We start from the raw sequence: 23,917 nt of genomic DNA, 5'->3' as shown, positions 1-23,917 counted from the left end.
CCTTTTTTCTTTATCCATGGGAGAAGGTATCGCTTCCTGCGATCCTTCTCTGGTATATCATATCTCCGAAATCCTTTCCCCCTAGCATTCCAACTGCATCCGCACGGCAGTGCTGGCAATGCCGGAAAACATCGATGTACTTTCCTGCCGCAGTCCTGGCCTCGTCGATCTCGCGGCACACCGGGGCTGTTTCATCGGAAAGATCCGACTGGGGGATTAACGGGATGATGTTGTATATGCTTGCGCCCGCCTCTTTTACGGCCTTTGCAATATCCTCGATGTGCTCTCCGTTTATATTTGGTACCAGCACGGTATTTACCTTAACCGTGATCCCTGCATCCGCAATTCTTTTAATGCCCTTTAACTGGTTTTCTATCAGGATTTCAGCCGCCCGGGCTCCTTCGTAAACATTCCCATGATACACGATCCACCGGTTAAGCTTCGCTTCAATTTCAGGGTCCACCGCATTTACCGTAACGGTTACGGATTCCACTCCGATTTCAATGATCTCATCCGCCCTTTCATAGAGAAGGAGCCCGTTGGTGCTCATGCATTTGATCAGTTCCGGATGATGCTCCTTTACCAGCCGGAAGGTTTCCAGTGCATAATCCGTGGCCAGGGTATCGCCCGGCCCTGCAATGCCTGCTACCGTAATTTCCGGGCAAAGGGCAAGGGCTTTGTCAAGCACCTCCAATGCCTGCAAGGGAGTGAGCACCTTAGAGGTTACTCCGGGCCTTTCTTCATCATCATTGATCTTTCTGTCGCAGAACTTGCAGGAAATATTGCAGCCCGGACTCACCGGAAGATGGATCCGGCCCACGTTGTTTTTATTTCCTCCAAAGCACGGGTGTGACTTTTGCAGGTTTTGATATGTATTTGCCATCTCAATCTCGCTTTCTTAAATAAGGATATTAAAAAAGACAACCTTCGCCTGATATGCATTGCTGCTTATCAGAACCTCCGGTTGTCCAGTCAGTCCTTTAATCTGATTTTCTCTATTTTTTCGATCTGCACTATTTTTCCATCCTGAATCGTAATGGTTATGGAACCATACTTTACGTTACCGGCCATTTCATGAATCAGCCTGATGTATTCATTTTCAGGATAAGAAGCATTTGAATAGGATATATGAATCACCTTCTCTCACTTGGGAATCGCTGCTAAGGTACTCATTATGTATTTCGTGCATCTTCCTGTCCGTATGGATTGATCCAATGGCGTTATTGATGGATTTTATCATTTATTTCCGTTTATAAAAAAAACAGGTACTATTATAGTACCTGCGAAACTCCTTCTGCTACGGATTCAGGTATTCTAATACATACAAAAATAAGCTGTATTCATACACATGCACACAGTTTTACAACAACAATTCATCTTTTCAAAATTTGCAGAATCATTATCCCTGTTAGAAAACATCGTGTTTTTCATATGAATGACATCCTTTCTTTGTAAACCCTATTATTTTTATAGGTTTTATATGTATTGATTATAATATCATCTTTTTTAGATGTCAATATCTTTTTTTATATTTTTATAATATTTTTTTAACAACTTGTCCGCTCATTCTGTCCTGGCCCATTGCCCATGGCCCATTGCTGCAAAAAAGTGATTATGATTTTGCCGATATGATTGCGGCATGATTCTACAAAATACTTTCTTAATAACTGACATATTACGGGGGATATCAGTATATTTGTATTTTTATATACAAAATACCACATATATGATACAATTTTTTCAAGGAAATTATTGATAATTTTATCATTTACAGGAGGGCAAGGTATTGCAGAATAATACGAATGAAATTCAAGATAAGATGATTTCAGAAATCAATCTTCCGGATGTAATTGACATCAGTCTGCTGCAAAGATTCTTGGATAATTTTGCACAGAGTATGAATCTTGCAAGTGTTGCCGTAGACAGGGATGGAAATCCAGTCACAAATCCAAGTTCCTACACAAAATTCTGCGCTCAGTATACACATTCCACGAAAACCGGTAATGACAGATGTGCTGTATCACACAAAAGAGGGGGCGAAACAGCGGCAAGAACCGGAAAACCTTATGTTTACAAATGCCACGCAGGTCTTATTGATTTTGCAGCACCGATCCTGGTCGAAGGTGAATTAATTGGAACAATACTCGGCGGTCAGATTCTGAACAAACAACCAAATGAGGATGAATTCCGGCGTACAGCTAAAGAAATCGGAGTCAATGAAGAAAAATATGTAGAAGCTGTTCATGAAATTAATATTATCACAGAAAAAAATATCAATGCTGCAGCGGAAGTGCTGTTTATTGTAGCAAATGCCCTTTCACAGGTTGGTTATCATAAATATAAACTAAAATCTATGAGCAGGGATCTGGTAGACCGCTTCTCGATCATTGAAGCTACAATGGAAGAGCTGGCTGCATCTTCTATAACAGTGAATGAAAATCAGAATGAACTGAATAAAGAAATCTTAAATGTAAAACAAATATCAGAGCAGATTAATGTAATTCTTAATTCAATTAAAAGTATTGCGGATCAGACAAAATTATTAGGCTTAAATGCTTCGATCGAAGCAGCCCGGGCAGGTGAGGCAGGAAAAGGCTTTGCGGTTGTGGCAACTGAAATTCAAAAGCTCTCGCAAAATTCGAAGGATACCGCAATGCAAATCGTTAAACTTACCGATGACATACAGAAATCATTAAGCATAACCCTACAGATATCGGATTCCACAATGAAAAATACAGAAACTCAGGCATCGGGAATAGAGGAAACAACAGCCAGCGTAGAGGAAGTATTGGCCTTAACAGGTGAATTAAACAAGATGGCAAATATGAAATAGAAAAGCCATAAGGGACCGGAGCATTCCCTTTCCTCCGGTCCCTTATGGCCTGTTTTCCTGTCTATCGGTATTTTTATAAACCGGAAGCGCGCATTAAAGCTTCATCAATGCATCCTGCAATATTCTCTCTTCCCACGGCATCCACAAATCCCGCCCTTTCCATCATTGTCATAGGCTGTTCGTTTACATGGGATAATACCAGTATGACGTTCTTTCGTTTTAAACTATGGTAAAGCTTTTTTAAGCTTTTTAAGGCAGTTGCATCCATGGCCGGAACGCTCCGCATACGAAGTATCAGCACTCTCTTTCCCTCTTCCAGAACCACCTTGGATATCTTATCGGCGGCTCCGAAGAACATTGGGCCATTGATTTCAAATACGGCCACATGTCCCGGAACAGGCTTTAAGTCAATGCGGTCCCCATCATTCTCCTCTTTTCCGTCCTCTAAATACCTCCAGCCGTTTACATCCGCCACATCCGCCATTCGCTTCATGAACAGCAGAGAGGCAAACACCAGTCCAACGCCGATGGCCGCAACAAGATCAAATACCACAGTCAGGATAAAGGTGACCAATAGCACGGACCAGTCGCTTTTGGGAGATGTCTTTACAATGGAAACAAACTCCCTCCACTCGCTCATATTATAAGCGACCATAAACAGAATCGCTGCAATGGACGGCATCGGGATAAGAGCCGCATAGGGCATGAGGAATATCAGGATCAGCAGCAGAAGAACTGCATGAACCATTCCTGCTACCGGAGTCCTTCCTCCGTTTTTGATATTAGCGGCGGTCCGCGCTATGGCGCCTGTAGCCGGGATTCCTCCAAATAAAGCGGAGCAGGTATTTCCCACCCCCTGGGCGATCAGCTCCATGTTGGAATTGTGTCTGCCACCCACCATGCCGTCAGCCACGACGCAGGACAACAAGGATTCAATGGCAGCTAACACCGCAATGGTCACTGCATCCGGCATAGCCTTCTGCATTACAGCAAAGGACAGCTCCGGAATATGAAAAGCCGGAAGGCTGGGGGAAATGGGATACAGATCCCCGATGGTATGGACCGGAAGCTCCAATGCCTTTACCAAAACAGCAGTAAGAATGACTGCAATCAAAGAGGGAGGCACCTTCTTAAAATACCTTGGCCATATTATGAGTACGGCAAGAGCGGTCATTCCTGTTGCCAATGCCATGGGATTAAACGTTCCGATGCAGCGGATCACCTGCTCCAGCTTTTCCATGGTCTCCACCGGTGCCTTTAAAAAAGTAAGCCCGAGGAAATCTTTTATCTGTCCGATAAAAATAGTCACCGCAATACCGGTGGTAAAGCCGGTTGTAATGGTATACGGAATAAAACGGATCAGGCTTCCCAGCCGTAAAAATCCCATGATAACCAGAATGATCCCGGCCATGATGGTTGCCGCAGCCAGACCGTCAAGCCCGTTTTTTAAGACGATACCGGCTACAATGGATGCAAATGCTGCCGTAGGCCCTGCAATCTGTACCTTACTGCCGCCTAAAAAAGAAATCACAAAGCCCGCGACAATGGCCGTATAAAGGCCCTGCTCCGGGGTAACACCGGAAGCCAGGGCAAGAGCGATCGAAAGGGGCAGAGCAATGATTGCCACGATAATTCCGGAAATAAAATCCTTTATAAACTGCTCCCTTGTATAATGTTTTATCGTTAAAAAAAATTGGGGTACGGTATCTCTCATCTCTCCTGATCCTTCGCATATTATAAATTTTTTATAAACTTTCTATAATATAACGGTGAAAAGAAAAGAATGCAAGCGAATTTCAAATGTTTCCCAAATAATACAAAAAATCCTATCTTAAGCTGCCTGCTGCCAGCAGTTCCAGGCCCTTTTCATCAAGCAGTTCCACACTTCCCCTTGTGACCTTTACCAGATGATCCGCCTGGAACAGCCTGAGGAGCCGGGTCACTACTTCCCTGGCCGTACCCAGGTGATGGGCGATCTGTTCGTGGGTGATGGAAAGCTCTTTGGAACCGTTAAGCCTCCCCTCCTCCAAAAGAAAGGCAGCCAGACGGCCATCCATTTTCTTGTTTAATACCTGATCCATCAGCCACATGACGTCGGAAAAACGGGAAGCCATCAGCTCATTGGTAAAATTGGAGACTTCTGCGGACTGATCCATCAGCTTCCTGTAAACCTCCGGCGGTATCATGCAGACTGCGGAATCCTGCTCTGCTTCCACCGTCACATCAAACTCAATGTTTTTAACCATACAGGGACCGGAAAACAGACAGATATCCCGCTCAAACAAACGGTAAAGTGTCAGCTCCCGTCCCTCATCCGATATCATATAAACCCTGAGCTGCCCTGCGGTCACAAGCAAAAGCCCGCTGCAGCCATCAGCCCCGCCGTGGACCAGCATGCCCTTTTCAAACCTTGCTTCCCTGGCTTTTTCTTTCAGAAGCATTCTCTGTCTTTCCGTCAGCTTATTCCAGAAAGGAAGGTAGTCACCCAGCACCATATCATCAAACCTCCATGTTTCTAAAAACATTACAATACAATCTCGTCATTGCAGTCAAAAAGTGCAAAACATTCTTTGTAGCCCAGTCTTCCGGACTTCAGTTCTTCCGCCATCAAAAGAAGGTTCATGGAATTGACTGCGGCTCCGCAGATTCCCGAACGCATCCGGATATTATTAAGCCTCTCCTTAAATCCGCCTGTAAAGGCTCCTGAAACAAAAGCAAAATGATAGCGCACCACACGCCTGTCAAAGATCTCCCACCATTTGTTAGGATTTAGCATCTCATTGCGTTCCTTATTTTCCTCTATGTAGCGGTACATCTCGTCAGCCTGCTTGATCGGAAGGGAATACCCCTTTCCATAAGCCTTATTATCAAGAATCAGTCCGTCTTCCCCATAGTATACGCAGACATCCGGCTTTCTGGTATCGCCAAGCCTGGCTCCCTTAAAATCCAGCTCATCTGTCAAAAGCCCGGCAGTCTGTATCTCATAATCCCGGTCCGAAGTGCCGTCGTACCCCAGATCCAAAAGGAGCAGATACTTATGGTCCACGTGGGTCAAACGGGATCTTAAATAATCCTTGCATACAGACACTTCCGATTTCACCGGCGCCGGTCCATGGTTTACGGCAGGCAGTAAAAGGCCGGTTATTTCATCCATGATCCGATAAGTGCTTCCGGCTTTTTTCACATGAAGGCCAATATTTTCAAGGCTTCGGATGTCATCGAGAATGGTCTCCGCCTCCTCTTCCATACCCACACCTTTTAAATATTCCTTTACCTGCAAAGCGGAACGGTAGGCCCCCTCTAAATATTTTATGATATAGGTCCTGCGGTTGCGCAGATATTCCCGGTCCGCCACCTTGGTAGCCAGCATATCCCACATCACCCGTTTGGGAATCCTGGGGAATTTTGAAACACCGGTAACGTGCTTTAATACGGTCCTTCCCTTTAACGTCAGCTGATAGGACTGGGGAATTGTTCCGGTAAAGGTCTGACAGCCTATATGAGCGGTTACCTCCTTTGGCACCTTGTTGACCCAGCCCATCTGTATGAGCCAGCTGCAAATGGTCCGGACGTATTTATCACTGGTACCTTCCGTATCCTGAAGAAGCTTTGTCTTTTCTTCCCGGGTTTCCGCTTCCAACAGCCCCTGCAGGATCATGTACTGGGGAATGGAAGTGAAGCCGGCCTCGCCGATGAAACCTAGCCTGGCCCCGATCTCAAACTTTGTCAAATGCCCTTCTTCTCCCAGCAGGGACAGCACTCTGCATACGGGCGGATAGGAAAGGAATGCCGTCTTTAATACGAAAACCTCCTCTTCGCTGTCTGCGGGCGCATCCGCATACCGGCGCCCCAGTACGGACAGGGAACAGACATCCTCTTTCCGGTCGTAATGAAGAAAACCGATGCTGACCGCCCACCGCAGAAAGGAATCTGCGGGCCAGTCACTTTGGTATTCCTTTCGCTGTCCCGGCAGGACTGCCTGGATAATCCCGGAACAGGGGGCATTGCTCCTTGTATATCCGGCAGGTGTCCCCTTTCCCTTCAAATGGGTATAGGGGATGGAGATCTCCCTGCCGCTTAATTCCCGAATAAACTCATCTCTTCCGTCTTTTTCCGATATGAGTCTGGGAATCTTATCCATGCGCAGGATCCGGTTGATCTCTGAATCCGGCACAAACACGGATACTACATTTTTTAAATTTCCCAGGGTATAGGCCTCCTGTACCCAGCCAAATGTTCTGTCTGCCACTGTCATTTCCTCTCTGTGTTTTCCTTTTTCCTGCCCATGTTCTTTGGGCACTAGGTATACCCCCAGGGTGTTTCCTTAAGTATACCATAGCCTCAAAAGATTGACCACGGAATTTTCCACGGACCGCGTAAAGCGTTTGGGTTTGTTATGACGGCCTTCCTGTGATATAATGATGGGGACTTCAAAAACGGACCGGAAAGGGATAGAAAGCATGGGAAAATTACAGCTGACAATACTGGCTTTTATCGCCGTTTCCTGCTGCCTCCATATCAGGCGGCAGCTCCACGGCAGAGACTACTTAAAACACCTGTTTTTGGGAAATCCTGTTGGAAAAAGCAGGATTCTCTACCTGGATTACATACGTCTTCTTGCAACCCTTTTTGTTATCCTGGTCCACTGCATGGATTTTTCTGCCGCCGGCCTTTCTGCCGGAGGTGTAACCTGGGTGGCGGTACAGTCCCTTTCCTCTATTATGCAGGTCTGCAACACGCTGTTCATCATGAACAGCGGTGCTCTGATCCTGAGCGGACAAACAGAGGGCTTCGTGTCCTTTTATTATAAAAGATTCCTAAAGGTGGCGCTTCCCTTCTTTTGTTATTACTGCATTTATATCCTGCTTTCCTGCCAATATTTCAATTCCGGTTTCATTGCCGGAATCTGGAAAGCCTTAAGGGATATGGCGGCAGGACCCATTGACTGGGCACCCCACCTATGGGTAATTTATGTCATTTTGTCCCTTTCTGTCCTGGCTCCGTTTTTTAGCATTCTTTTTAAGCACCTGACCGGCTCCATGCTTCAGGGACTGGCGGTCCTGATTCTGCTCTTCCGTTGTCTGGCCGTTTATCTGCCGGTTATGGGCCTGCCCTTAAACCTTGAGCTCATGATCAGCCCGTGGGAAGGGGTATTTTTGCTTGGCTATTACTTCGCCCATCCCATTTCCATGGAACACAGGAAAGCCTGGTGGGGACTTGGGCTGGCATCCGGTGTGTTTACGGTCCTCTGCACCGCATTCCGTTCCGATTACAAAGCCATACTGCTGGCGGAAGGCGCCCCTGCCATGATTCTTATAGCAGGCTCGCTCTTTCTTCTGCTGCGTTCCCTGGAAAACCGTCTTCCAAAGCCAGGGATCCTGATGAATTTCCTGATCCGGTACAGTTATTCCATCCTGCTGGTTCACTGGTACGTGCTTTATTATGTCAGGGAGCGGCTTGATATCACCGGGCTCGCTCCTGGAATGGCCGGCAGCACCATGCTATCCTTCCTCCTGGTTCTGGTTCTGTCAGCCGCGGCGGCCTTTCTCTTTGATCAGACCGTAGTCCTTTGTGTTCAGAGCCTTTTTAAAAGCCTGGTCCGTCCCTTAAAAAGCCGGTGAGCCTATTCCTCCGGCTCCGTTGTCCGTTCTGCCGCAATGGGCCTTACCGTGATCCCGTTGATTTCCACATGTTCGCTGATGCCGATCACAATACATGGCCGGCCGTCGATCATCCGGTTTTCCACCAGATAGGTTTTATCAGGGGCCACCTTGATACTCACATCCGTTGTCTTAATCTCAAAGCTTTTGGCATTGACCACATTGGAAGCGATGAAGGCAGGCCCGGGCCCTTCTTCGTTCTTTCCGTAACGCTGTTCAAACTCCTCCAGCTTTTCCTGGCTGGCTCCATTGTTCTCCAAAAGCCTTTTCATCTGATACTTGTCCAGGGTAAAGGGAGCAGGTTCATCCTTTGTCTCTTCAAGAATCTCATTTATATTCTCGTGGAGGCTCTTAACCGTCTCAAAATCGCAGTTATCTCCCAGGGTTTCCTCCACAATGGCCTGGAACGTCTCCTTCTGGCTCTTGGCGGACATGGGCATCACACAGCCCAATAGTTCGTCGATCAGGCGCTCCGGCATCTGCTCCGGGTTTTTGGTATAGTATAAAAGGCTGTGGATGTCGGTATTGCGGTCGGTAAAGGCCGGAAATAAAAAGCCGGTATCCGGAGCTTCCACAATCCAGTCCCTGCTGCGGTTTTCAATCACATTCGCCTCCGAATTGTAACAAAGGCCTGCTTTTGACAGCTTCACCGGACAAATGGTGCACTGGATGAATTCATAAACAAAATCGGAGGCATCAAACATTTCAAGACCATCCGAGGACTTTGCGGGAATATCATAGGCACAATGGATCAAAATAATGTAAAAATTCTCACCATAATCGTAACTGGCGATCACCTTATCATAGAATTCCTCAATCAGGGCTTCATCCTTTAGCTGGCTGTCCCTGAGCTTAAGCAGAAAATTCTGGGTTCCGTCTTCGGCTTCCGTATGTAAGGGAAATTCCATATTGATCATATTCTTTCCTATTGTTCCGGATAAGGCACTCTTAAAAATGGTAAAATACTTAAAAGCTTCCTCCTCCGGAAGGGATAAAAATGCCTCCTTAATCTCCGTTCTTTTGTTCTTTTCCGCGTCCACATAACAGCCGCAGATGCGGCTGATAGCACAATTGGCCGGAGTAAAAAGTTTCTTTATTTCATTCGTTTCTTTCTTATTCATTCTACGGTTTTCTCCTGTCTTTAAGTAAAACTGCCAGTTCTAATACTAGAACAAATCAGGGCAGAAGTCAAGAATCGGAAACATGTTCGTTTGGCTCGCTGCCCGCACAAAAAAAGCTCACGGACCGTCAGGCCTGTGAGCTTTTCCACTCTTCTTCTCTTTATTTGTCCGCTTTCCATAATCCGTGGAGATTACAATATTCGTATGCAGCAACCACTTCATCGCCATCGCACAGTGCGAATTCAGCAACCGGCTTATCACCCGGGTTTAATATCTTTCTCTGGTTCCCCTGTCTGGTCTCCAATGCGATCCAGCCGATGAAATGCTCAGGAAGCATGGGATGCTCAACAGAACCTACCGTAACTATCACACTCTGTCCATCCATTTCGATTACAGGGACATGCTTTTCCGTTGCCGCATCTGTTGTGTTGGCGATTAATTCCTGCATTTCGTCACCGCAGCATGTAATCGTGCCGCCTTTTTCCTCTACGACCGCCACAATGTTACCGCAATGATTACATTTCAAAAACTTCATATGACTAACCTCCTTTTACTTATGACCCCTTTTTAATTGCAGGTTCAGTATACCATAAATTCCAATGATTTACAACAGATTCCGCCTATACACTCCACCCCAGACTCTCCTGCTGAATGCGGTACAGCCTTTCATACAGCCCCCTGTTTTTCATCAGTTCATCATGTGTGCCTTCCTCAACCAGCCTGCCCTCATTGAGTACAATAATTTTATCCGCCCCTGCCACGGTTCTTAAGCGATGGGCGATGACAATTACTGTTTTGCCTTCAATCAGTTTAGAAACAGCCTGCTGAATGAGTGCCTCGTTCTCAGGGTCAAGTGAAGCGGTTGCTTCATCTAAGAGTACGACAGGCGCATTTTTTAAAAGTGCGCGGGCAATGGATATCCGCTGCCGTTCCCCTCCCGAAAGCGTACTTCCGTTTTCACCAAGCATTGTCTGGTATCCATCCGGTAAGGCGTTTATAAAACCGTCACAGCAGGCTGCTTTCGCCGCTTCTATGACCTGCTCTTTCGTGGCTTCCATGTTTCCGATACGGATGTTATTGTAGACCGTATCATGAAACAGCACGACATCCTGAAAAACAAAGGACATATAGCTCATCAGGTGCTCCGGATCAAGGGTTTTCACATCAATTCCCCCGATCTTTACACTGCCTTCGTTTACATCCCAGAACCGGGCGATCAGCCGTGAGATAGTGCTTTTCCCGCAGCCAGAGGGCCCTACCAGCGCTGTGATGGCATCCGAAGGAATGGATACCGTAAAATTTTTGATTACCATATCCTCCCGGGGACTTTCCGCATTATAACCAAAAGAGACATTTTCGAAGTTAATATCCCAGTGTGTCAGCGGCTTTTGCGCATCGCCTTCCATAACCGGAACCGTCATAAGCGTGCGCATCCGCTTCGTGGCAATCCTATGATAAAACAATTCCGGCAAAAGGGTGAATTCGACAAGAATCGGCCCATAAATCCTGACAACTATGACAAAAAACATCAGCAATGGGATCAGCTCAATTTTGCCTCCCGTCAGCAGATAGGTCCCGACAAAAACGGTGAGCCCGACACCAGCCTGTAAAATCATCTGGGCCCCGACGACAAAAGCCCCTGTGACTACTTCCATTTTGATTGCCATTTTCTTCATCAGGCGCAGGGCATCATCCAATGCCGAGAACTTCGAACCATCCAGCCCGCAGGCCTTAATGACCTTGATTCCATCCAGATACTCCTGCACCTGGTCAGACGCTTTTAGTTTCGCCTCCACCTGTTTCTCACTGAAATGGGCCTGGATTTTTTTACTTCCTAAAATAACAAGGAAAGCAACAGGTACGGTAATAAACACAGCAAGCGCCAGTCTCCAGTCAAAAACAGCCATCATGACGCAGATAATGGTAACGGAAATGGCATTGGCACCCAGCTGCGGGAGGAGGTGGCTTAGAACATGCTCCGTCGTCGAACAGTCAGCCATAATATTTGTAGTCAGCTCTGATAAGTCCTTTGAGTTGAAGAAATTCATGGGCAGCTTCCGGATTCGCTCGGCAACGCTGATTCTAGAATTCTCTGCTTCCAGATAAGAGGTAACATAGGTTTTTTTATAATCATTTTTGCTGGCCAGAAACACCAGTACAGCCGCAGCAGCGCCGCATCCAAACAGAAACCATATCCTCATCCAGGAGATTTCCTGTGCCATCAGCGGCTTTAACAGCTCGGCAAAAACCTGTATGGTCACTGCAAAGGGCAGCATAAGTGCCAGATTTGTAACGGTACAGGCAGCAATGGCCTTCTTTAAATCCGAATAGCCTTTATCGGTAAGCATCAACGCTTTCTTCCAATTATGCATGTTCTTTTACCCCCTTTCGGTCCATCTTCCAGTCAAGTGCTTTCGTATATGTATTCCACATATCAAAATATTTTCCTTTTTTCTCCAGCAATTCATTATGGCTTCCCTGCTCAATGAGACGGCCCTTGTCTACTACTATGATTTTATCCGCACTTCGGATGGTTGACAGACGGTGTGCAATCATAATTACCGTTTTCCCCTGCATCAGCTTTTGAAATGCCTGCTGAATCAGATGTTCGTTCTCCGGATCAGAAAATGCAGTAGCCTCATCCAGAAGCACAATGGGGGCGTTTTTTACAATGGCTCTGGCTATAGCAATGCGCTGCTGCTCTCCGCCGGAAAGATGAATCCCTTTTGTACCTATGACCGTATGATATTTGTCCGGCAGCTTCTCAATAAATTCATGGCACTGTGCCGCCCTGGCTGCAGCGATCACCTGCTCATCGGCAGCGCTGGGATTCCCGAGCCGGATATTCTCCAGAATGCTTTGCTTAAAGAGAAACACATCCTGGAATACAAAGCTGACCTTTTTCATCAGATACTCGCTTTTCATATCGCGCACGTCAACGCCTCCGATCCGGATCGCTCCCTCCGTTACATCAAAAAAGCGCGGAATCAGATGAGCAATGGTACTTTTACCTCCGCCCGAAGGGCCGACGATGGCAGTAATCTGATTTTCCTCCGCCCGGAAAGAAATGTCCGAAAGAGCCTGGGTCTCCTGACCGGCATACGAGAAAAATACGTTTTGACATACAATCTCATGCCCGGAGGTTTCTTTCGGACTCTGAGGCTTAAGAAGCGATGGGGTATGCAGAATCTCATCCATGCGCTCCACTCCTCCTATGATCTGCATTCCGCTGTTAGAAACATACATGATCTTCATCAGAATGGTTGCAATGGAGGGGACAAAAATGAGGTAAAAAATAAATGTGGCGGCAAAGTCAACGTAATCAGACGTATTGATCCCGATCAGGATTCCCACCGGAATCAGAAACAGGTAAATGTTATTGATGACCGTATGAAAGGCCGACATATAATTTTCCCAGCTCAGGGTATAGGGGATTACCATTTTGGTGTAATCCTTAATGGCACCGTGCATCCTGCGGAAGGAATAGACCGTCTGTCCAAAGGCTTTGACAACGGTGATCCCCCTGATATATTCCACGGAAGCGTTGTTCATATCCTCCAGGGCACTCTGGTACTTCTCCATCATGGTTTTCGCTCCGTCATTGCCATAGGCTTTTACCTGAATTACAAAGGCTATAACAATGCCGGCTGCTGCTGCAAGCCCAAAACGCCAGTCTACAGACAGAAGAATGATGAACATGATCACCGGCGCCACAAAAGAAGCCACCATATCCGGCAGCTGGTGGGCGATGAATCCTTCAATCTTCTCGATGTTTTCATCCATAATCTTGCGCAGCTTACCGCTGCCGGCCAGCATATGAAATCCCAGCGGTACTTCTGCAAGATGGGATGCAAAGTTTACTTTCAGCTCGTACAGCGTACCAAAAGCAGCCAGGTGCGAACACATTAAAGCAGCAAAGTACAACAATACATTGAGCAGGATGCCCCCAAAGGCCAGCCAGCCGAACCCAACTGTTTTTTGAAGATCAAGATTTCCAAAATCAGGGAACGCTCCCATGATTTCCCTCACGACAAAGTATATTGCGATATGAGGAATAAACGAGGCAACAGATGCCAGCGCAGATAAGATCACCGAAGCGGCCATAAGAGGCTTTTTGGTAGCCGCAAGCTCCATCAACCTGGCCATGCCGGTTTTGGGCTCAGGGACCATAGAATTTTTTTGTTTCATAACGAACCACCTTTCTTTCTATAATACGGCTGTTTTTTATAACAGCTCTCACTAAAAGCAATACAGTTAGATAAGACTAACCAACAACTGCCATTATACCTTATATTTGATCCAGGCACATGTTCCAAAAAGGACTAATATTCACTCAAAAAGGATTTCGTGCAAAGCCTGGTTTCTGTAATTTTCTGTATTCGGAAGGCTTGATGCCATATTTGGATTTAAATTTTTCAGTAAAATAATTTGTATTGCTGTATCCGACCAGCAAGGCTGTTTCCGTCACCCCCAGCCTCTGCTCCGCCATAAGAAACCGTGCCAGTTCCAGCCGCTTGTCGATAATATAGCTGTGCACAGGCATGCCAAACACTTTCCTGAATCCGGCTTTCAGCTTATATTCATTAAGGCAGGTGAGCCTTGAAAGCTGCCCGATCGTCGGAGCCAATACAATGTTTTCATCCAAAATCCTACGGGCATGATAAAGGGCCTCCATGTCAGCCGGCGAAAGCTTTAGAAGGGTATCGGACCTCCCATTTTCAAATACAAGTTCATCCAGGTACACTGCAAGTAGCTCCAGCGCTTTTCCCTCCAGGTAGATTTTCTTAACATCCCCGCAGTATTGGCAGCAAATCATCTCATTCAGGATCAAACGGATATTGGGAGAAAGCTTTTTCACATAAAACATATTTTCGTTGCATTTCTGTGCCACAGTTTTATTGCCCATACAAGCGATCAGGTCACCGATCACTTCCGGATTATACAGGAGGCTGATACCGAAAAAACGCTTATCTGCATAATAAGTGCAGGAAGTGTTTCCGGATAATCCATTGAATATGTAACTCTCCTCACAGCCGATCAAGTACTCTTTCCTGCTGTCATCCATCCTCCAGTGGAGCGGATCTTTCAGGCAAAAAGCCAGACCATAATGGGGAGAAACATGTATCTCCTCCCGTATGGTCAAATTCTCATAAAAGGTTGTATCTGAAATAAATATCTCCATGAATGGGCCCAGAATATATCTTTTTCCATATCCCTTTCCGATCCCCTCTGGAATTTGCTGCTCGCTCTGAAACGAATCGGCTCCATATAAATTGTTAAACATGCTGCTGACCGGACAATCCATTTTATTCGGATTATAAATCCTGTTTCTCATCACAACGCCATCCATTATTACCATTTCCTTTCTCTCATACGTACCCATACCCTGAAAGCTTTTCTCACCAGGCAATATAACAGCTTGCCAATTTAGCATCAAAGCCCCATGATTTTCTTCCACCCGGCATGCTGAAACCTCCCCAGCACCAGCGCATAGGAAAGTGCCTTTTCTCTCGGAACGTCATGGGCCACAAACTCCAGAATCTGCTGAAAAAAGGAGCGGGACAGGATGTGGATCAATGTGCTGTCCATATCCGGCACCTCATGCCCCAATTCCTTCATGGCTCTAATAAAATCCCAGCTGGATTTCTCTTCTATCTGAGCCAGCCGGCTGAAATAGCTGTCACATATCCCCGCGCTGCTCTTACAAAATAACAGCTTGAATCCGTCAAAACGGTCATAAATGTAGTTGATCATCCACGGAACGGATTCATCGGTGATGCTCTCCAGGGAATCCGCCTGCTGGCCGGGAGAAAGTCCGGCAAATTCATCATGAATCTGTCTGTACCTTTCCAAAAGCCCATCCGCCGCCTCCCCGGTCAATGCATCAAACAGCGCCTCCTTACCCGGAAAATACCCATAAATGGCTCCTGTTGTCACAGAGGCCTCCCTGGCGATCCTTCTTAAGGAAGCCCCTTCATAGCCATATTCCAGAAATTCTTTCCTGCCCGCCTCCAGAATGGCCAGACGTGTGTCATTTACCTGAGCACTCATTTCTTCTCCCTTCCTGTAACACCGTTATATAACGATGTTATTATGGGATGAAAAAAGCAGGACGTCAAGACGCCCTGCCGGCTATTTTTCTCATTAAGCCTTTTTAACTGCCTGGTGATATTTATTCTCAAATCCCTGTCCCTTAAACCTGGCCGCCTTCCACAACCAGATTTTCCGGATCGATCTGGTCTCCATAGACCGGCTTTAAGGTTTCCTCAAAATCCTTATGGAAGAACTGCTCCTTGCCAAGGGTCTCGATCTCACTGTTAATCCAATCCTGAAGCTCTTTGTTTCCTTTCTGCACGGCCGGAGCGATGGTGTCCAGATTTCCGATGGATTCGATTCCTACCGTAAAGCCCTTGTTTTGAAGCGCCCATGCAAGTACCTCTGTGTTATCGGTAGAGAACGCATCCCCTCTTCCATCCAGCAGCGCATCATAGGCTTCCTGATATTCATCAAACTTTAACAGCTTGATTTCCGGATGATTTTCGGAAAAATAGGTTTCTGCTGTGGTTCCCTTTACCACGATCAGAGTCCCATCCTTTAAATCCCCCACATCGGAGATCAGACTGGCATCCGGAGATACGACGCCCAGAGCGACCTTCATATAAGGAAGTGCAAAATCCACCTGTTCCTTCCTCTCGTCTGTAACAGTGAAATTAGCCAGGATCACATCCACTTTTGCGGACTTTAAATATTCCACGCGGCTGGCAGCGTCTACGTATACGAATTCAACCTTATCCTCGCTTCCGAATAAGTCCTTAGCCAGACGCTTTGCAAAATAAACATCATAGCCCTGGATCTTTCCGTTGGAATCTACATATCCAAATGGATTTTTGTCACTGAACACGCCGATCTTGATGGTTCCGGCTTCCTTGATCTCAGACAGGGTTCTTGCCTTGGCAGCGGCCCCTCCTGTGCTTCCTCCGTTATCCCCGGCCTGGCCGCAGCCTGCCAAAAGACCTGTTGCCATGGCAATGCCTAATAATGCACCCAATAATCTTTTTTTCATAATGATATCCTCCATTTCATTTTTATTTTATAACGCCTCATAATGAAACGTATTTAAAAACTGTTTCGCCCGGTCTGTCCGGGGAGAATTGAAAAACTCTTCCGGCCGGCCCTCTTCCACAACTACGCCCTGGTCCATGAACAGGACGCGGTCCGCCACTGCTTTGGCAAATTCCATTTCATGGGTAACGATGACCATGGTCATTCCGTCTTTTGCCAGCTCCAGCACTACCTGTAAAACCTCCCGTACCATCTCCGGGTCCAGGGCTGCCGTGATTTCATCTAATAAAAGAATTTCCGGATGCATGATAAGCGCCCGTACAATGGCCACCCTTTGCTTTTGTCCCCCGGACAGCTGCCTGGGGTAAGAATCCTTTTTATCCAGAAGTCCCACCCGGGTCAGAAGCTGTTCTGCTTCCTTTTCCGCTTCTTTCTTATCCCGTTTCTGTACTTTTAAGGGAGCTAACAGGATATTCCCCAGAATGGTCTTATGGGGGAACAGATCATAGCTCTGGAATACCATGCCGATCTTCTGTCTTATTTCATGGACATCCCGTTTGCTCCTGTCAATGATCCGGTCCTTAAACTGAACCGTCCCGGAGTCAATGGGCTCCAGCATGTTGAGACATCGCAGAAAGGTGCTCTTCCCGCAGCCGGAAGGCCCTACCACCACCACGACCTCTCCTTTTTTCAGTGTAAAGGAAATATCCTTTAAAACCGGCTGGCCGTTTTCATAGGACTTCCTAAGATTCTCTGTCTTTAAAATCTCTTCCTGTCTCATTTTTCTCAATCCTTTAATTTTTTATCCAACAGGGCAGCGGCCCTGGAAAACGGGTAACAGATTGCAAAGTACAGGATGAAAATCACCCCGTACACCCAAAGTGCCGCGTCAGGAACGGTATACCTGGATGCATCAATGATCTGTTTCCCGACCTTAACCACTTCGATCACACCGATCAAAACAACAAGGGATGTGGTCTTGATCATTCTCGTCAAAAGGTTCATGACCGACGGGAGCAGCCTTCGGACGGTCTGTGGAATGATAATATACCGGTAGACTTTAAGCCTTGTCATCCCCAGTCCGAAACCGCTCTGATACTGATGAGCGGGTATGGATTCCAGTGCACTTCGCACCAGATCCCCCATCTCCGCCGTTCCCCAAAAGGTAAATACAATGACCGCGGCGGTTCCTCCGGAAAGATTGACATTCAAATGCTTTGCCGCCCCGAAATAAACGAGAAACAACAATACCAGCTGCGGCATGATCCGGACTGTCTCCAGATAGAGACGGCAGAAAAACCGGACCGTTTTTTTCCTGCTGGTCATCACCATGCCGAGGAGTATTCCAAGCCCGGCGGATAAAACCATGGACAGGACCGCAATCCGGAGGGATACCCACAGCCCGGCGCACAGCCGGAGGAAATTATTTCCCTCGAACAGTATCCGAATTCCCAAATTCTGCATAGCGGACCCTCCTTTCTATCCAGGTACAGAGTAAGGATATCGGAAGTAAAATAATAAGATAGGCTATTACAAGCATAAAAAGAGCCTCATCTGTTTTATAGTAAATTCCGATCAGATCCTTTGCCACAAACATCAAATCAGCCAGAGCTACCGCACTGAACACCGATGTTTCCTTAACAAGAAATATGATGTTGGCACAAAATACCGGGACCGATGTGGCAACCGCCTGCGGGAGTATGATATACCGGAATACCTGCCCCTTTGTAAGCCCCAGGCTGAGACCTGATTCCGACTGGATGGCCGGTACCTGATCGATTCCCGTGCGGAATGCTTCCGCCATGTAGCTTCCTCCTAAAAAAGCCAGCCCGGTCACAGCACAGCTTTCAGAGCTTAAAACAAGCCCTATTTTAGGAAGGCCAAAATATAAAAAGAACAGCTGGATCAAAAGAGGTGTATTTCTGGACACCTCTATGTAGCCATTTACAAAATTCTTAAGCACCGGTATTTTAAAAACCTTAACCAGGCTGCACAAAAGACCGATGGCTGCGGCAAGCAGAATCCCCAGAAAGGATATCCGAAGCGTCATACCCGCCGCCTCTGCATACAGCGGCACATAGGAACGGATAAACTCAAAATCCATGGCTCTTCTCTCCCTCCGTTTTCTCTCTTATCTGAAACATCTGTTAACCTTCCTCCCTTTTTGTATCATAAAAGCAAAAGAAAGCAGGCATACGCACATACCTGCTTCCTTCCATTTATTTTCTCTGTGTTACAAGATAAAAACCGGAAATCAGATACCCAAACGCGCTCGCAGACAAACTATATCTCTTCTGATAAAACATCTACAGCTACAACAATTCATCCTATGATCCATGTCCCGCATGCAGCCCGTTTTCATATCCTTCTCTCCTTCCCTTATTCATACTAAACATATATGTTTACTATACTGTTGCATTACTTATTTGTCAATCGTTTTTTTATAAAGTTTTCCCTTATCCAGATACTTCCATACCGTTCTTTAGACTGACTCTGTTAAATGGAACTCCATAACCATTTCTTTTAACGCCTGCATCTGGCTTAAAAGTTCTTCGCTGGTTGCCGCACTTTCTTCCGCTGTGGCCGAGTTCGCCTGGGTGACCATGGAAATCTTCTGCATCCCGTCTTCCAGTTCGGAAACGCTATTCGCCTGGCTCTTCAACGATTCGGATATCTTTGAAACCAGCGTATTAATGGAATTGGTCTGTTCTACGATCTTTTTAAACGCACCGGCAGTCTGCTCCGTATTCTGCTTTCCCTGTGCTACGGACTGAATGGTGCTGTGGATCAGGTCCGTGGTCTGCTTCGCAGCATCCGCACTTTTAGAAGCCAGCTCCCGGACTTCATCCGCTACAACGGAAAAGCCTTTTCCTGCCTCACCGGCACGAGCCGCCTCTACCGCTGCATTTAATGCCAGAATATTGGTCTGGAAAGCAATATCATCAATAATGTGGATGATGCTCTGAATCTGTTTGGAGGAAGTGTCAATGCTCGCCATGGACTGCTGAAGTCTCTGCATTTCCTCATCTCCATGCCGGGTTTCCAAAAGAGCTGATTCCGTCATTTTCTTCATGGAAAGGGAGTGCTCTGCGTTGTCCTGAATGTGATGAGATACCACTTCCAGAGAATGGGTCAGGCTCTCTGTGGTAGCCGCCTGTTCCGCCGAATTCTCAGCCAGATTCTGTCCGCCGAGCGCAACCTGTGCGGAGCTTGCACGTACCTGGTCCGTCGCCTGTACGATATTCCACAGGGTACTGTTTAGGGAATTCAGGATCTGTTCCAGGGCTGTCTGAATCGGAACAAAATCGCCCTGATACTGTACGGAGCTTTTTATTGTTAAATCTCTGGCGGCCACGGCGCTCAGTACATTTGAAATATCCACGATATAGGACTTAAGTCCATGGATCGTGTTTTGCAGAGCTATAATAAGCCGTGCACTTTCGTCTTTTCCCTTTACCGGCTCAATGTCCTCCTCAAGATCTCCCCGGGCCAGCCGTTCGATCCTTTGTGTTGCGCCGACAATCGGTTTGGTAATCCTTTGAGAGAATACACGGGTGACAGCAATGGCTGATAAAAGCAGGACGAGCCCTGCGATCACACACATCATCAGCGTATAGCGCAGATTTCCCTCTATCTGCGTCAAAGGCGTGGTTACGGCAACCGACCAGCCTTCCGGTCCGTTTAAGGGAACATATCCCACCAGACGGCGCTGACCGTTGTAATAGCTGAAGCCTGTCCCGGTTTTACCGGAAATCATTTCCTTGAAAATCTTAGCCGTAGGAGCATAGGATGGATCCTGTTTTGCCAGTTCAAAATAATTTTTTGGATTGGATACATTGTCTTCGCTCGGATGAATGACAGTAATACCATTCTTGTTAATAACAAATGCATATCCGCTCTCACCGATCTTGATTTTTGTCAGTTCAGCGCTGATGGCTTCATATGGAAGAGATCCATACAGGACCTTTCCGGTGTCAGCGATCGGAGCTGCTATGTAAAAAGTCAGTTCCTGTTCTTCATTTAAAAACGGATCCGAGATATAAACCGCTCCTTTTTGAGCTTCCTTAAAAAAGTCCTGATCTGCGATATTGTCGCCCTTATCATTGGTTCCCTGTGCATCCGCCACTGTTATGTAATGAAACCCTGAAGCTTCCGCTTCCTCTTCCAGCAGACGCTTTTGTTCGGAACCCGATGTTTTCCCATCCGTCAGGAAACTCTTTGATGCAGTTACCTTTAATTCCCTGCGGTAAATATTTAACACCGAATCGATTCCCTGTTCATATGCCGCCGCCAGATAAGACGAATTCTTTTTGGCCTCATCCATGGAACTTCGGTAATAAAGAACCGAAGTAATGGCCGTTAAGAATATAACTGTAAAAATCAGCAGCAGGGAGATAAAAAGTAAAAGCTTGTTTTTTAAATATTTCATGTTTCTTGTGCCTCCTCAAAATTGTAATTTCGAAAAATCCCGGGGATTGAATATTTCGTCACAGGCATTTCTCTTAAGTATATGGAAATTCAAACACAGTATCTTTTGAATTATAGTATCATAAACTATCGTACTTTAGTTTCTGATTCTACGAGTCATTATTATACCATAATTATTATAGCATAAATTATGGAAACAGGCAATCATGCATGATTTGCTAAAAAGCAGGACATTGGCAATGTATCCTCCAACGTCCTGCACGGCTCAATCCATATATTATGGGGCTGACCTCGCATTGCTTAAGTATAACTATTTCTTGAGCAGAGTTCAACCTGAAAATTTATCATGATCCTTTCCTTAATATAAATCTTTTTCATTTTGCAGCCTGAATTTTCCGGCCTCATGCTGCAGGGCCTGTGCCAGGCCCTGATTGATCTCTTCGATGGCATTCGCCTGCCCGGAAGAGGCTGCTTCAATTTCATGTATGGCCTTTACGCTTTTACGGGAATCCCTTATTTAACTTAATATTTTCCTGATTCGCCGGAAACTGCATGAGAGGCAAAGGATTCGTAATTGTCCTCCGGACCGGGTACAGCAGTCTCCTCCTTCAGCTTAAACTTATTAACTTCCTGCTGCAGTGCCTGAGCCTGGGCGGCAAGCTCCTCACTGGAGGCAGAGCTTTCTTCTGCTGTGGCGGCATTGGTCTGTACCACCGCCGATACCTGAAATAACCCCTGGTTGATCTGTTCAATGGACTGCGCCTGATCAGAGGAAGCTTCATCAATCTTCTTTATGGACTGATCCGCAAGTCTTGCTCTTTCAGCCACCTCCATGAGAATCTGTGCGGTTTCATCCGCAAGCCTCTCTCCTTTCAGAACCGTTTCCACCGAGTGTTCGATCAACTCGGCTGTCTGTTTTGCAGCTTCGGCAGATTTGGCAGCCAGATTGCGCACCTCATCGGCAACCACCGCAAAACCTTTTCCCACACTTCCGGCACGGGCAGCTTCAATGGCGGCATTGAGAGCAAGAATATTGGTTTGAAATGCGATATCTTCAATAACTTTTGTTATGTAAGATATTTTTTCTGAAGACTCACTGATTTCTCCCATGGCAGCATTTAAGTTCTGCATGCGCTCGTTGCTTTCCTTTATTCCGGAGTCCGCCTGCGCAACATGCTCGGTGGCTTTCCGGACATTGCTGACATTCTGCTCCGCCTGCTGTGCCACACCGGCGATGGAAGCATTGAGTTCCTCTACCGTTGATGCCTGCTCTGCAGCACCGGAAGCCAGGGCCTGGGAAGCGCTGGAAACCTGGTCTGCACCGCTGGCGACCTGATTGGACGCTCCCCGGATATTGGTAAATACCGCGTTTAAATTAAGAATGATCTTATTTAAAGAATCCCTGATCTGAATAAAGTCACCGGTATAATTCTGCCTGGTTTCAACCGTACAATTCCCCTGTTCCAGACTGTTCAGAATAAATGAAATTTCCCGGATATAGTCATTTAACGTATTTACCGTGCTTGTAAAGGATTTAGACAACTTGCCGATCTCATCCTCAGACTGTACCTGCGGCACCTCAGAATGCAGGTCGCCTTCTGCAAGGGCCTCGATCCTGCGTACCAGAGCAACGATAGGATTTACGATCGGCCCGGAAATCCGAAACGCAATGAAAATGGAAAAAAGAACAAACAGTACAGCCATCACTGAGGTAATGCCAATGGATACGTAAAGACTATTAAGCATTTCGGAAGTTTTGGCCGTGACTCCGATGGACCAGCCGTCTGTATCCGGAATGCCCATATAGCTGACAACCTGCTGTTCCCCCTTGAATTCTATGGTCTTCATACCGGTGGTCCCTGAAATCATATTCTGGATCAGATCCGCCAAATGGGAGTAAGAACGGTCCTCTTTGGCCTTCTCAATGTAATTCACCTGATCCATGACGTTTGTCCGGTCCCGATGGGCAATGAATTTACCATCTTTATCTACGATAAAGCCATATCCGGATTTTCCTATCTCTACAGCATCAATCATCGCGCTGAATGTATCGCTGTCCAATGTTGCATAAACAATTCCGCTGTATCCTCCGTTATTAACCGGTGCAGAAACAATCAAAATGGTGTTTCCGGTAACGGAGCTTACTAAGGTAGAGGATATGTAGGTACTTCCTGACATGGATTGTTTAAAGTACTCCCGCTCACTGACATCTGCTCCGCTGGTTGACTTTCCGCTCGAATCGGTCACAGCCAGATCTGCAAACCCGTTTTGTTCGGCAAGCTGGGATAAAATCTTTTTTCTTTCCTCCTGGGATCTGCCCGTATCTGTGATAGCTGTATTTTGAGCGATTGCTTCTACCCTGGTCCGGAATATTTCAATGGCATTTTCAACGGAAGAACAATATGCGTTTCTATTCTCAATCAGGCGGGTATTCATATTATTTCTGGCATCTTTGTATAAGATAATGGCATTTGCGATTCCGCAGAATACCGTTATGGTAACTGCCAAACCGATAATACCGGTCAGAAGTTTTTTCTTAATTGATGTCTGACCTGCCAGTCTGTTTTTCAGTTCTTTTAGCTGCTTTTCCGGGCGTACTATTTTCCCATCATTCATTTTCATTTCCTCCAATATGATTAAATTCACAGAGCACCATTCATTGCAGATGCAGTTCTTTCTACTCTGCATTCCAGTCCGAAGCCATTCGGCATATCAAAAGCAACAAATTAGGTATTTTGTTGCTTTTTTATATTTTTTTGTTCCTTATCTTATAAGATATTTTTTTGCTTTTTTTAGAAAATCAAAAAATTTAT

At 46.3% G+C, this 23,917-nt stretch carries 19 protein-coding genes; 2 read left to right on the top strand and 17 right to left on the bottom strand.

Annotation, left to right across the window (positions count from 1 at the left end):
• Positions 1 to 10 precede the first annotated feature (10 nt).
• Both BQ9856_RS07175 and BQ9856_RS25155 read right to left on the bottom strand, forming a co-directional pair.
• On the bottom strand, positions 11 to 883 hold the full coding sequence (locus BQ9856_RS07175; RefSeq protein ID WP_077610419.1) for a radical SAM protein: 873 nt from the start codon (positions 881 to 883) through the stop codon (positions 11 to 13).
• An 89-nt stretch (positions 884 to 972) separates the two neighbouring features.
• Positions 973 to 1,137 carry a YezD family protein gene (locus BQ9856_RS25155; RefSeq protein WP_328587239.1) on the bottom strand — a complete coding sequence of 55 codons (165 nt, stop codon included), beginning with the start codon at positions 1,135 to 1,137 and terminating at the stop codon, positions 973 to 975.
• A gap of 682 nt (positions 1,138 to 1,819) precedes the next feature.
• Here BQ9856_RS25155 and BQ9856_RS07165 point away from each other — a divergent pair.
• Complete coding sequence (locus BQ9856_RS07165) at positions 1,820 to 2,833, top strand: PocR ligand-binding domain-containing protein (protein ID WP_077613285.1); 1,014 nt, start codon at positions 1,820 to 1,822, stop codon at positions 2,831 to 2,833.
• Positions 2,834 to 2,906: 73 nt separating this feature from the next.
• On the opposite strand, the gene BQ9856_RS07160 is transcribed toward BQ9856_RS07165, so the two are convergent.
• The 3 genes from BQ9856_RS07160 to BQ9856_RS07150 form a co-directional block, all read right to left on the bottom strand.
• Positions 2,907 to 4,547 (bottom strand): SulP family inorganic anion transporter, encoded by a 1,641-nt coding sequence (locus tag BQ9856_RS07160; RefSeq protein ID WP_077610418.1) that lies wholly within the window; start codon positions 4,545 to 4,547, stop codon positions 2,907 to 2,909.
• Positions 4,548 to 4,659: 112 nt separating this feature from the next.
• Positions 4,660 to 5,358: a Crp/Fnr family transcriptional regulator gene (locus tag BQ9856_RS07155; protein ID WP_442855499.1), complete on the bottom strand. Its 699-nt coding sequence runs from the start codon at positions 5,356 to 5,358 to the stop codon at positions 4,660 to 4,662.
• Complete coding sequence (locus BQ9856_RS07150; protein WP_235839170.1) at positions 5,358 to 7,133, bottom strand: restriction endonuclease FokI C-terminal domain-containing protein; 1,776 nt, start codon at positions 7,131 to 7,133, stop codon at positions 5,358 to 5,360. Before BQ9856_RS07150 ends, BQ9856_RS07155 begins: the two co-directional genes overlap by 1 nt.
• A 160-nt stretch (positions 7,134 to 7,293) precedes the next feature.
• On the opposite strand from BQ9856_RS07150, the gene BQ9856_RS07145 reads away from it, so the two are divergent.
• Positions 7,294 to 8,454 (top strand): acyltransferase, encoded by a 1,161-nt coding sequence (locus tag BQ9856_RS07145; protein ID WP_159441966.1) that lies wholly within the window; start codon positions 7,294 to 7,296, stop codon positions 8,452 to 8,454.
• 2 nt (positions 8,455 to 8,456) lie between these two features.
• Here BQ9856_RS07145 and BQ9856_RS07140 read toward each other — a convergent pair whose 3' ends face one another.
• The 12 genes from BQ9856_RS07140 to BQ9856_RS07085 all read right to left on the bottom strand — a co-directional run bounded on the left by BQ9856_RS07140 (position 8,457) and on the right by BQ9856_RS07085 (position 23,720).
• On the bottom strand, positions 8,457 to 9,614 hold the full coding sequence (locus BQ9856_RS07140) for a DUF4317 domain-containing protein (protein ID WP_077610415.1): 1,158 nt from the start codon (positions 9,612 to 9,614) through the stop codon (positions 8,457 to 8,459).
• 160 nt (positions 9,615 to 9,774) lie between these two features.
• Positions 9,775 to 10,149, bottom strand: coding sequence for a desulfoferrodoxin family protein (locus BQ9856_RS07135; protein ID WP_077610414.1), 375 nt, complete (start codon positions 10,147 to 10,149; stop codon positions 9,775 to 9,777).
• A gap of 85 nt (positions 10,150 to 10,234) precedes the next feature.
• Positions 10,235 to 11,986: an ABC transporter ATP-binding protein gene (locus tag BQ9856_RS07130; RefSeq protein ID WP_077610413.1), complete on the bottom strand. Its 1,752-nt coding sequence runs from the start codon at positions 11,984 to 11,986 to the stop codon at positions 10,235 to 10,237.
• Positions 11,979 to 13,802 (bottom strand): ABC transporter ATP-binding protein, encoded by a 1,824-nt coding sequence (locus BQ9856_RS07125; RefSeq protein WP_077610412.1) that lies wholly within the window; start codon positions 13,800 to 13,802, stop codon positions 11,979 to 11,981. The genes BQ9856_RS07130 and BQ9856_RS07125 overlap by 8 nt, the downstream gene beginning before the upstream one ends.
• Positions 13,803 to 13,947: 145 nt before the next feature.
• A complete protein-coding gene (locus tag BQ9856_RS07120) occupies positions 13,948 to 14,973 on the bottom strand; it encodes a helix-turn-helix transcriptional regulator (protein WP_235839169.1) in 1,026 nt (341 codons plus the stop codon).
• Between the two features lie 74 nt (positions 14,974 to 15,047).
• The gene (locus BQ9856_RS07115) at positions 15,048 to 15,665 is read right to left on the bottom strand and encodes a TetR/AcrR family transcriptional regulator (RefSeq protein WP_077610411.1); all 618 of its coding nucleotides are present in this window, start codon (positions 15,663 to 15,665) and stop codon (positions 15,048 to 15,050) included.
• 142 nt (positions 15,666 to 15,807) lie between these two features.
• The gene (locus tag BQ9856_RS07110; RefSeq protein WP_077610410.1) at positions 15,808 to 16,677 is read right to left on the bottom strand and encodes a cysteine ABC transporter substrate-binding protein; all 870 of its coding nucleotides are present in this window, start codon (positions 16,675 to 16,677) and stop codon (positions 15,808 to 15,810) included.
• A gap of 27 nt (positions 16,678 to 16,704) precedes the next feature.
• Positions 16,705 to 17,457 (bottom strand): amino acid ABC transporter ATP-binding protein, encoded by a 753-nt coding sequence (locus BQ9856_RS07105; RefSeq protein WP_077610409.1) that lies wholly within the window; start codon positions 17,455 to 17,457, stop codon positions 16,705 to 16,707.
• 5 nt (positions 17,458 to 17,462) lie between these two features.
• Positions 17,463 to 18,140, bottom strand: coding sequence for an amino acid ABC transporter permease (locus BQ9856_RS07100; RefSeq protein WP_077610408.1), 678 nt, complete (start codon positions 18,138 to 18,140; stop codon positions 17,463 to 17,465).
• Positions 18,100 to 18,780, bottom strand: a complete 681-nt coding sequence (locus BQ9856_RS07095) for an amino acid ABC transporter permease (protein ID WP_077610407.1) — start codon at positions 18,778 to 18,780, stop codon at positions 18,100 to 18,102. Before BQ9856_RS07095 ends, BQ9856_RS07100 begins: the two co-directional genes overlap by 41 nt.
• Positions 18,781 to 19,158: 378 nt before the next feature.
• A complete protein-coding gene (locus BQ9856_RS07090) occupies positions 19,159 to 21,105 on the bottom strand; it encodes a methyl-accepting chemotaxis protein (protein ID WP_077610406.1) in 1,947 nt (648 codons plus the stop codon).
• A 521-nt stretch (positions 21,106 to 21,626) separates the two neighbouring features.
• The gene (locus BQ9856_RS07085; protein WP_159441965.1) at positions 21,627 to 23,720 is read right to left on the bottom strand and encodes a methyl-accepting chemotaxis protein; all 2,094 of its coding nucleotides are present in this window, start codon (positions 23,718 to 23,720) and stop codon (positions 21,627 to 21,629) included.
• Positions 23,721 to 23,917: the final 197 nt, after the last annotated feature.

This window comes from Clostridium sp. Marseille-P2415 (assembly GCF_900155545.1).
Taxonomy (GTDB): Bacteria; Bacillota; Clostridia; order Lachnospirales; family Lachnospiraceae; genus Lacrimispora.
The sequence above is the reverse complement of the archived record's forward strand: the minus strand, read 5'-3'. Positions and strand labels throughout refer to the sequence as shown.

Coding starts and splice junctions, on each gene's coding strand:
- BQ9856_RS07100 (WP_077610408.1), bottom strand. CDS start 18,140: ATGCAGAATTTGGGAATTCGGATACTGTTCGAGGGAAATAATTTCCTC.
- BQ9856_RS07135 (WP_077610414.1), bottom strand. CDS start 10,149: ATGAAGTTTTTGAAATGTAATCATTGCGGTAACATTGTGGCGGTCGTA.
- BQ9856_RS07160 (WP_077610418.1), bottom strand. CDS start 4,547: ATGAGAGATACCGTACCCCAATTTTTTTTAACGATAAAACATTATACA.
- BQ9856_RS07085 (WP_159441965.1), bottom strand. CDS start 23,720: ATGAATGATGGGAAAATAGTACGCCCGGAAAAGCAGCTAAAAGAACTG.
- BQ9856_RS07120 (WP_235839169.1), bottom strand. CDS start 14,973: ATGGTAATAATGGATGGCGTTGTGATGAGAAACAGGATTTATAATCCG.
- BQ9856_RS07130 (WP_077610413.1), bottom strand. CDS start 11,986: ATGCATAATTGGAAGAAAGCGTTGATGCTTACCGATAAAGGCTATTCG.
- BQ9856_RS07140 (WP_077610415.1), bottom strand. CDS start 9,614: ATGAATAAGAAAGAAACGAATGAAATAAAGAAACTTTTTACTCCGGCC.
- BQ9856_RS07125 (WP_077610412.1), bottom strand. CDS start 13,802: ATGAAACAAAAAAATTCTATGGTCCCTGAGCCCAAAACCGGCATGGCC.
- BQ9856_RS07110 (WP_077610410.1), bottom strand. CDS start 16,677: ATGAAAAAAAGATTATTGGGTGCATTATTAGGCATTGCCATGGCAACA.
- BQ9856_RS07165 (WP_077613285.1), top strand. CDS start 1,820: ATGATTTCAGAAATCAATCTTCCGGATGTAATTGACATCAGTCTGCTG.
- BQ9856_RS07145 (WP_159441966.1), top strand. CDS start 7,294: ATGGGAAAATTACAGCTGACAATACTGGCTTTTATCGCCGTTTCCTGC.
- BQ9856_RS07105 (WP_077610409.1), bottom strand. CDS start 17,457: ATGAGACAGGAAGAGATTTTAAAGACAGAGAATCTTAGGAAGTCCTAT.
- BQ9856_RS07115 (WP_077610411.1), bottom strand. CDS start 15,665: ATGAGTGCTCAGGTAAATGACACACGTCTGGCCATTCTGGAGGCGGGC.
- BQ9856_RS07090 (WP_077610406.1), bottom strand. CDS start 21,105: ATGAAATATTTAAAAAACAAGCTTTTACTTTTTATCTCCCTGCTGCTG.
- BQ9856_RS07155 (WP_442855499.1), bottom strand. CDS start 5,358: ATGTTTTTAGAAACATGGAGGTTTGATGATATGGTGCTGGGTGACTAC.
- BQ9856_RS07095 (WP_077610407.1), bottom strand. CDS start 18,780: ATGGATTTTGAGTTTATCCGTTCCTATGTGCCGCTGTATGCAGAGGCG.
- BQ9856_RS07175 (WP_077610419.1), bottom strand. CDS start 883: ATGGCAAATACATATCAAAACCTGCAAAAGTCACACCCGTGCTTTGGA.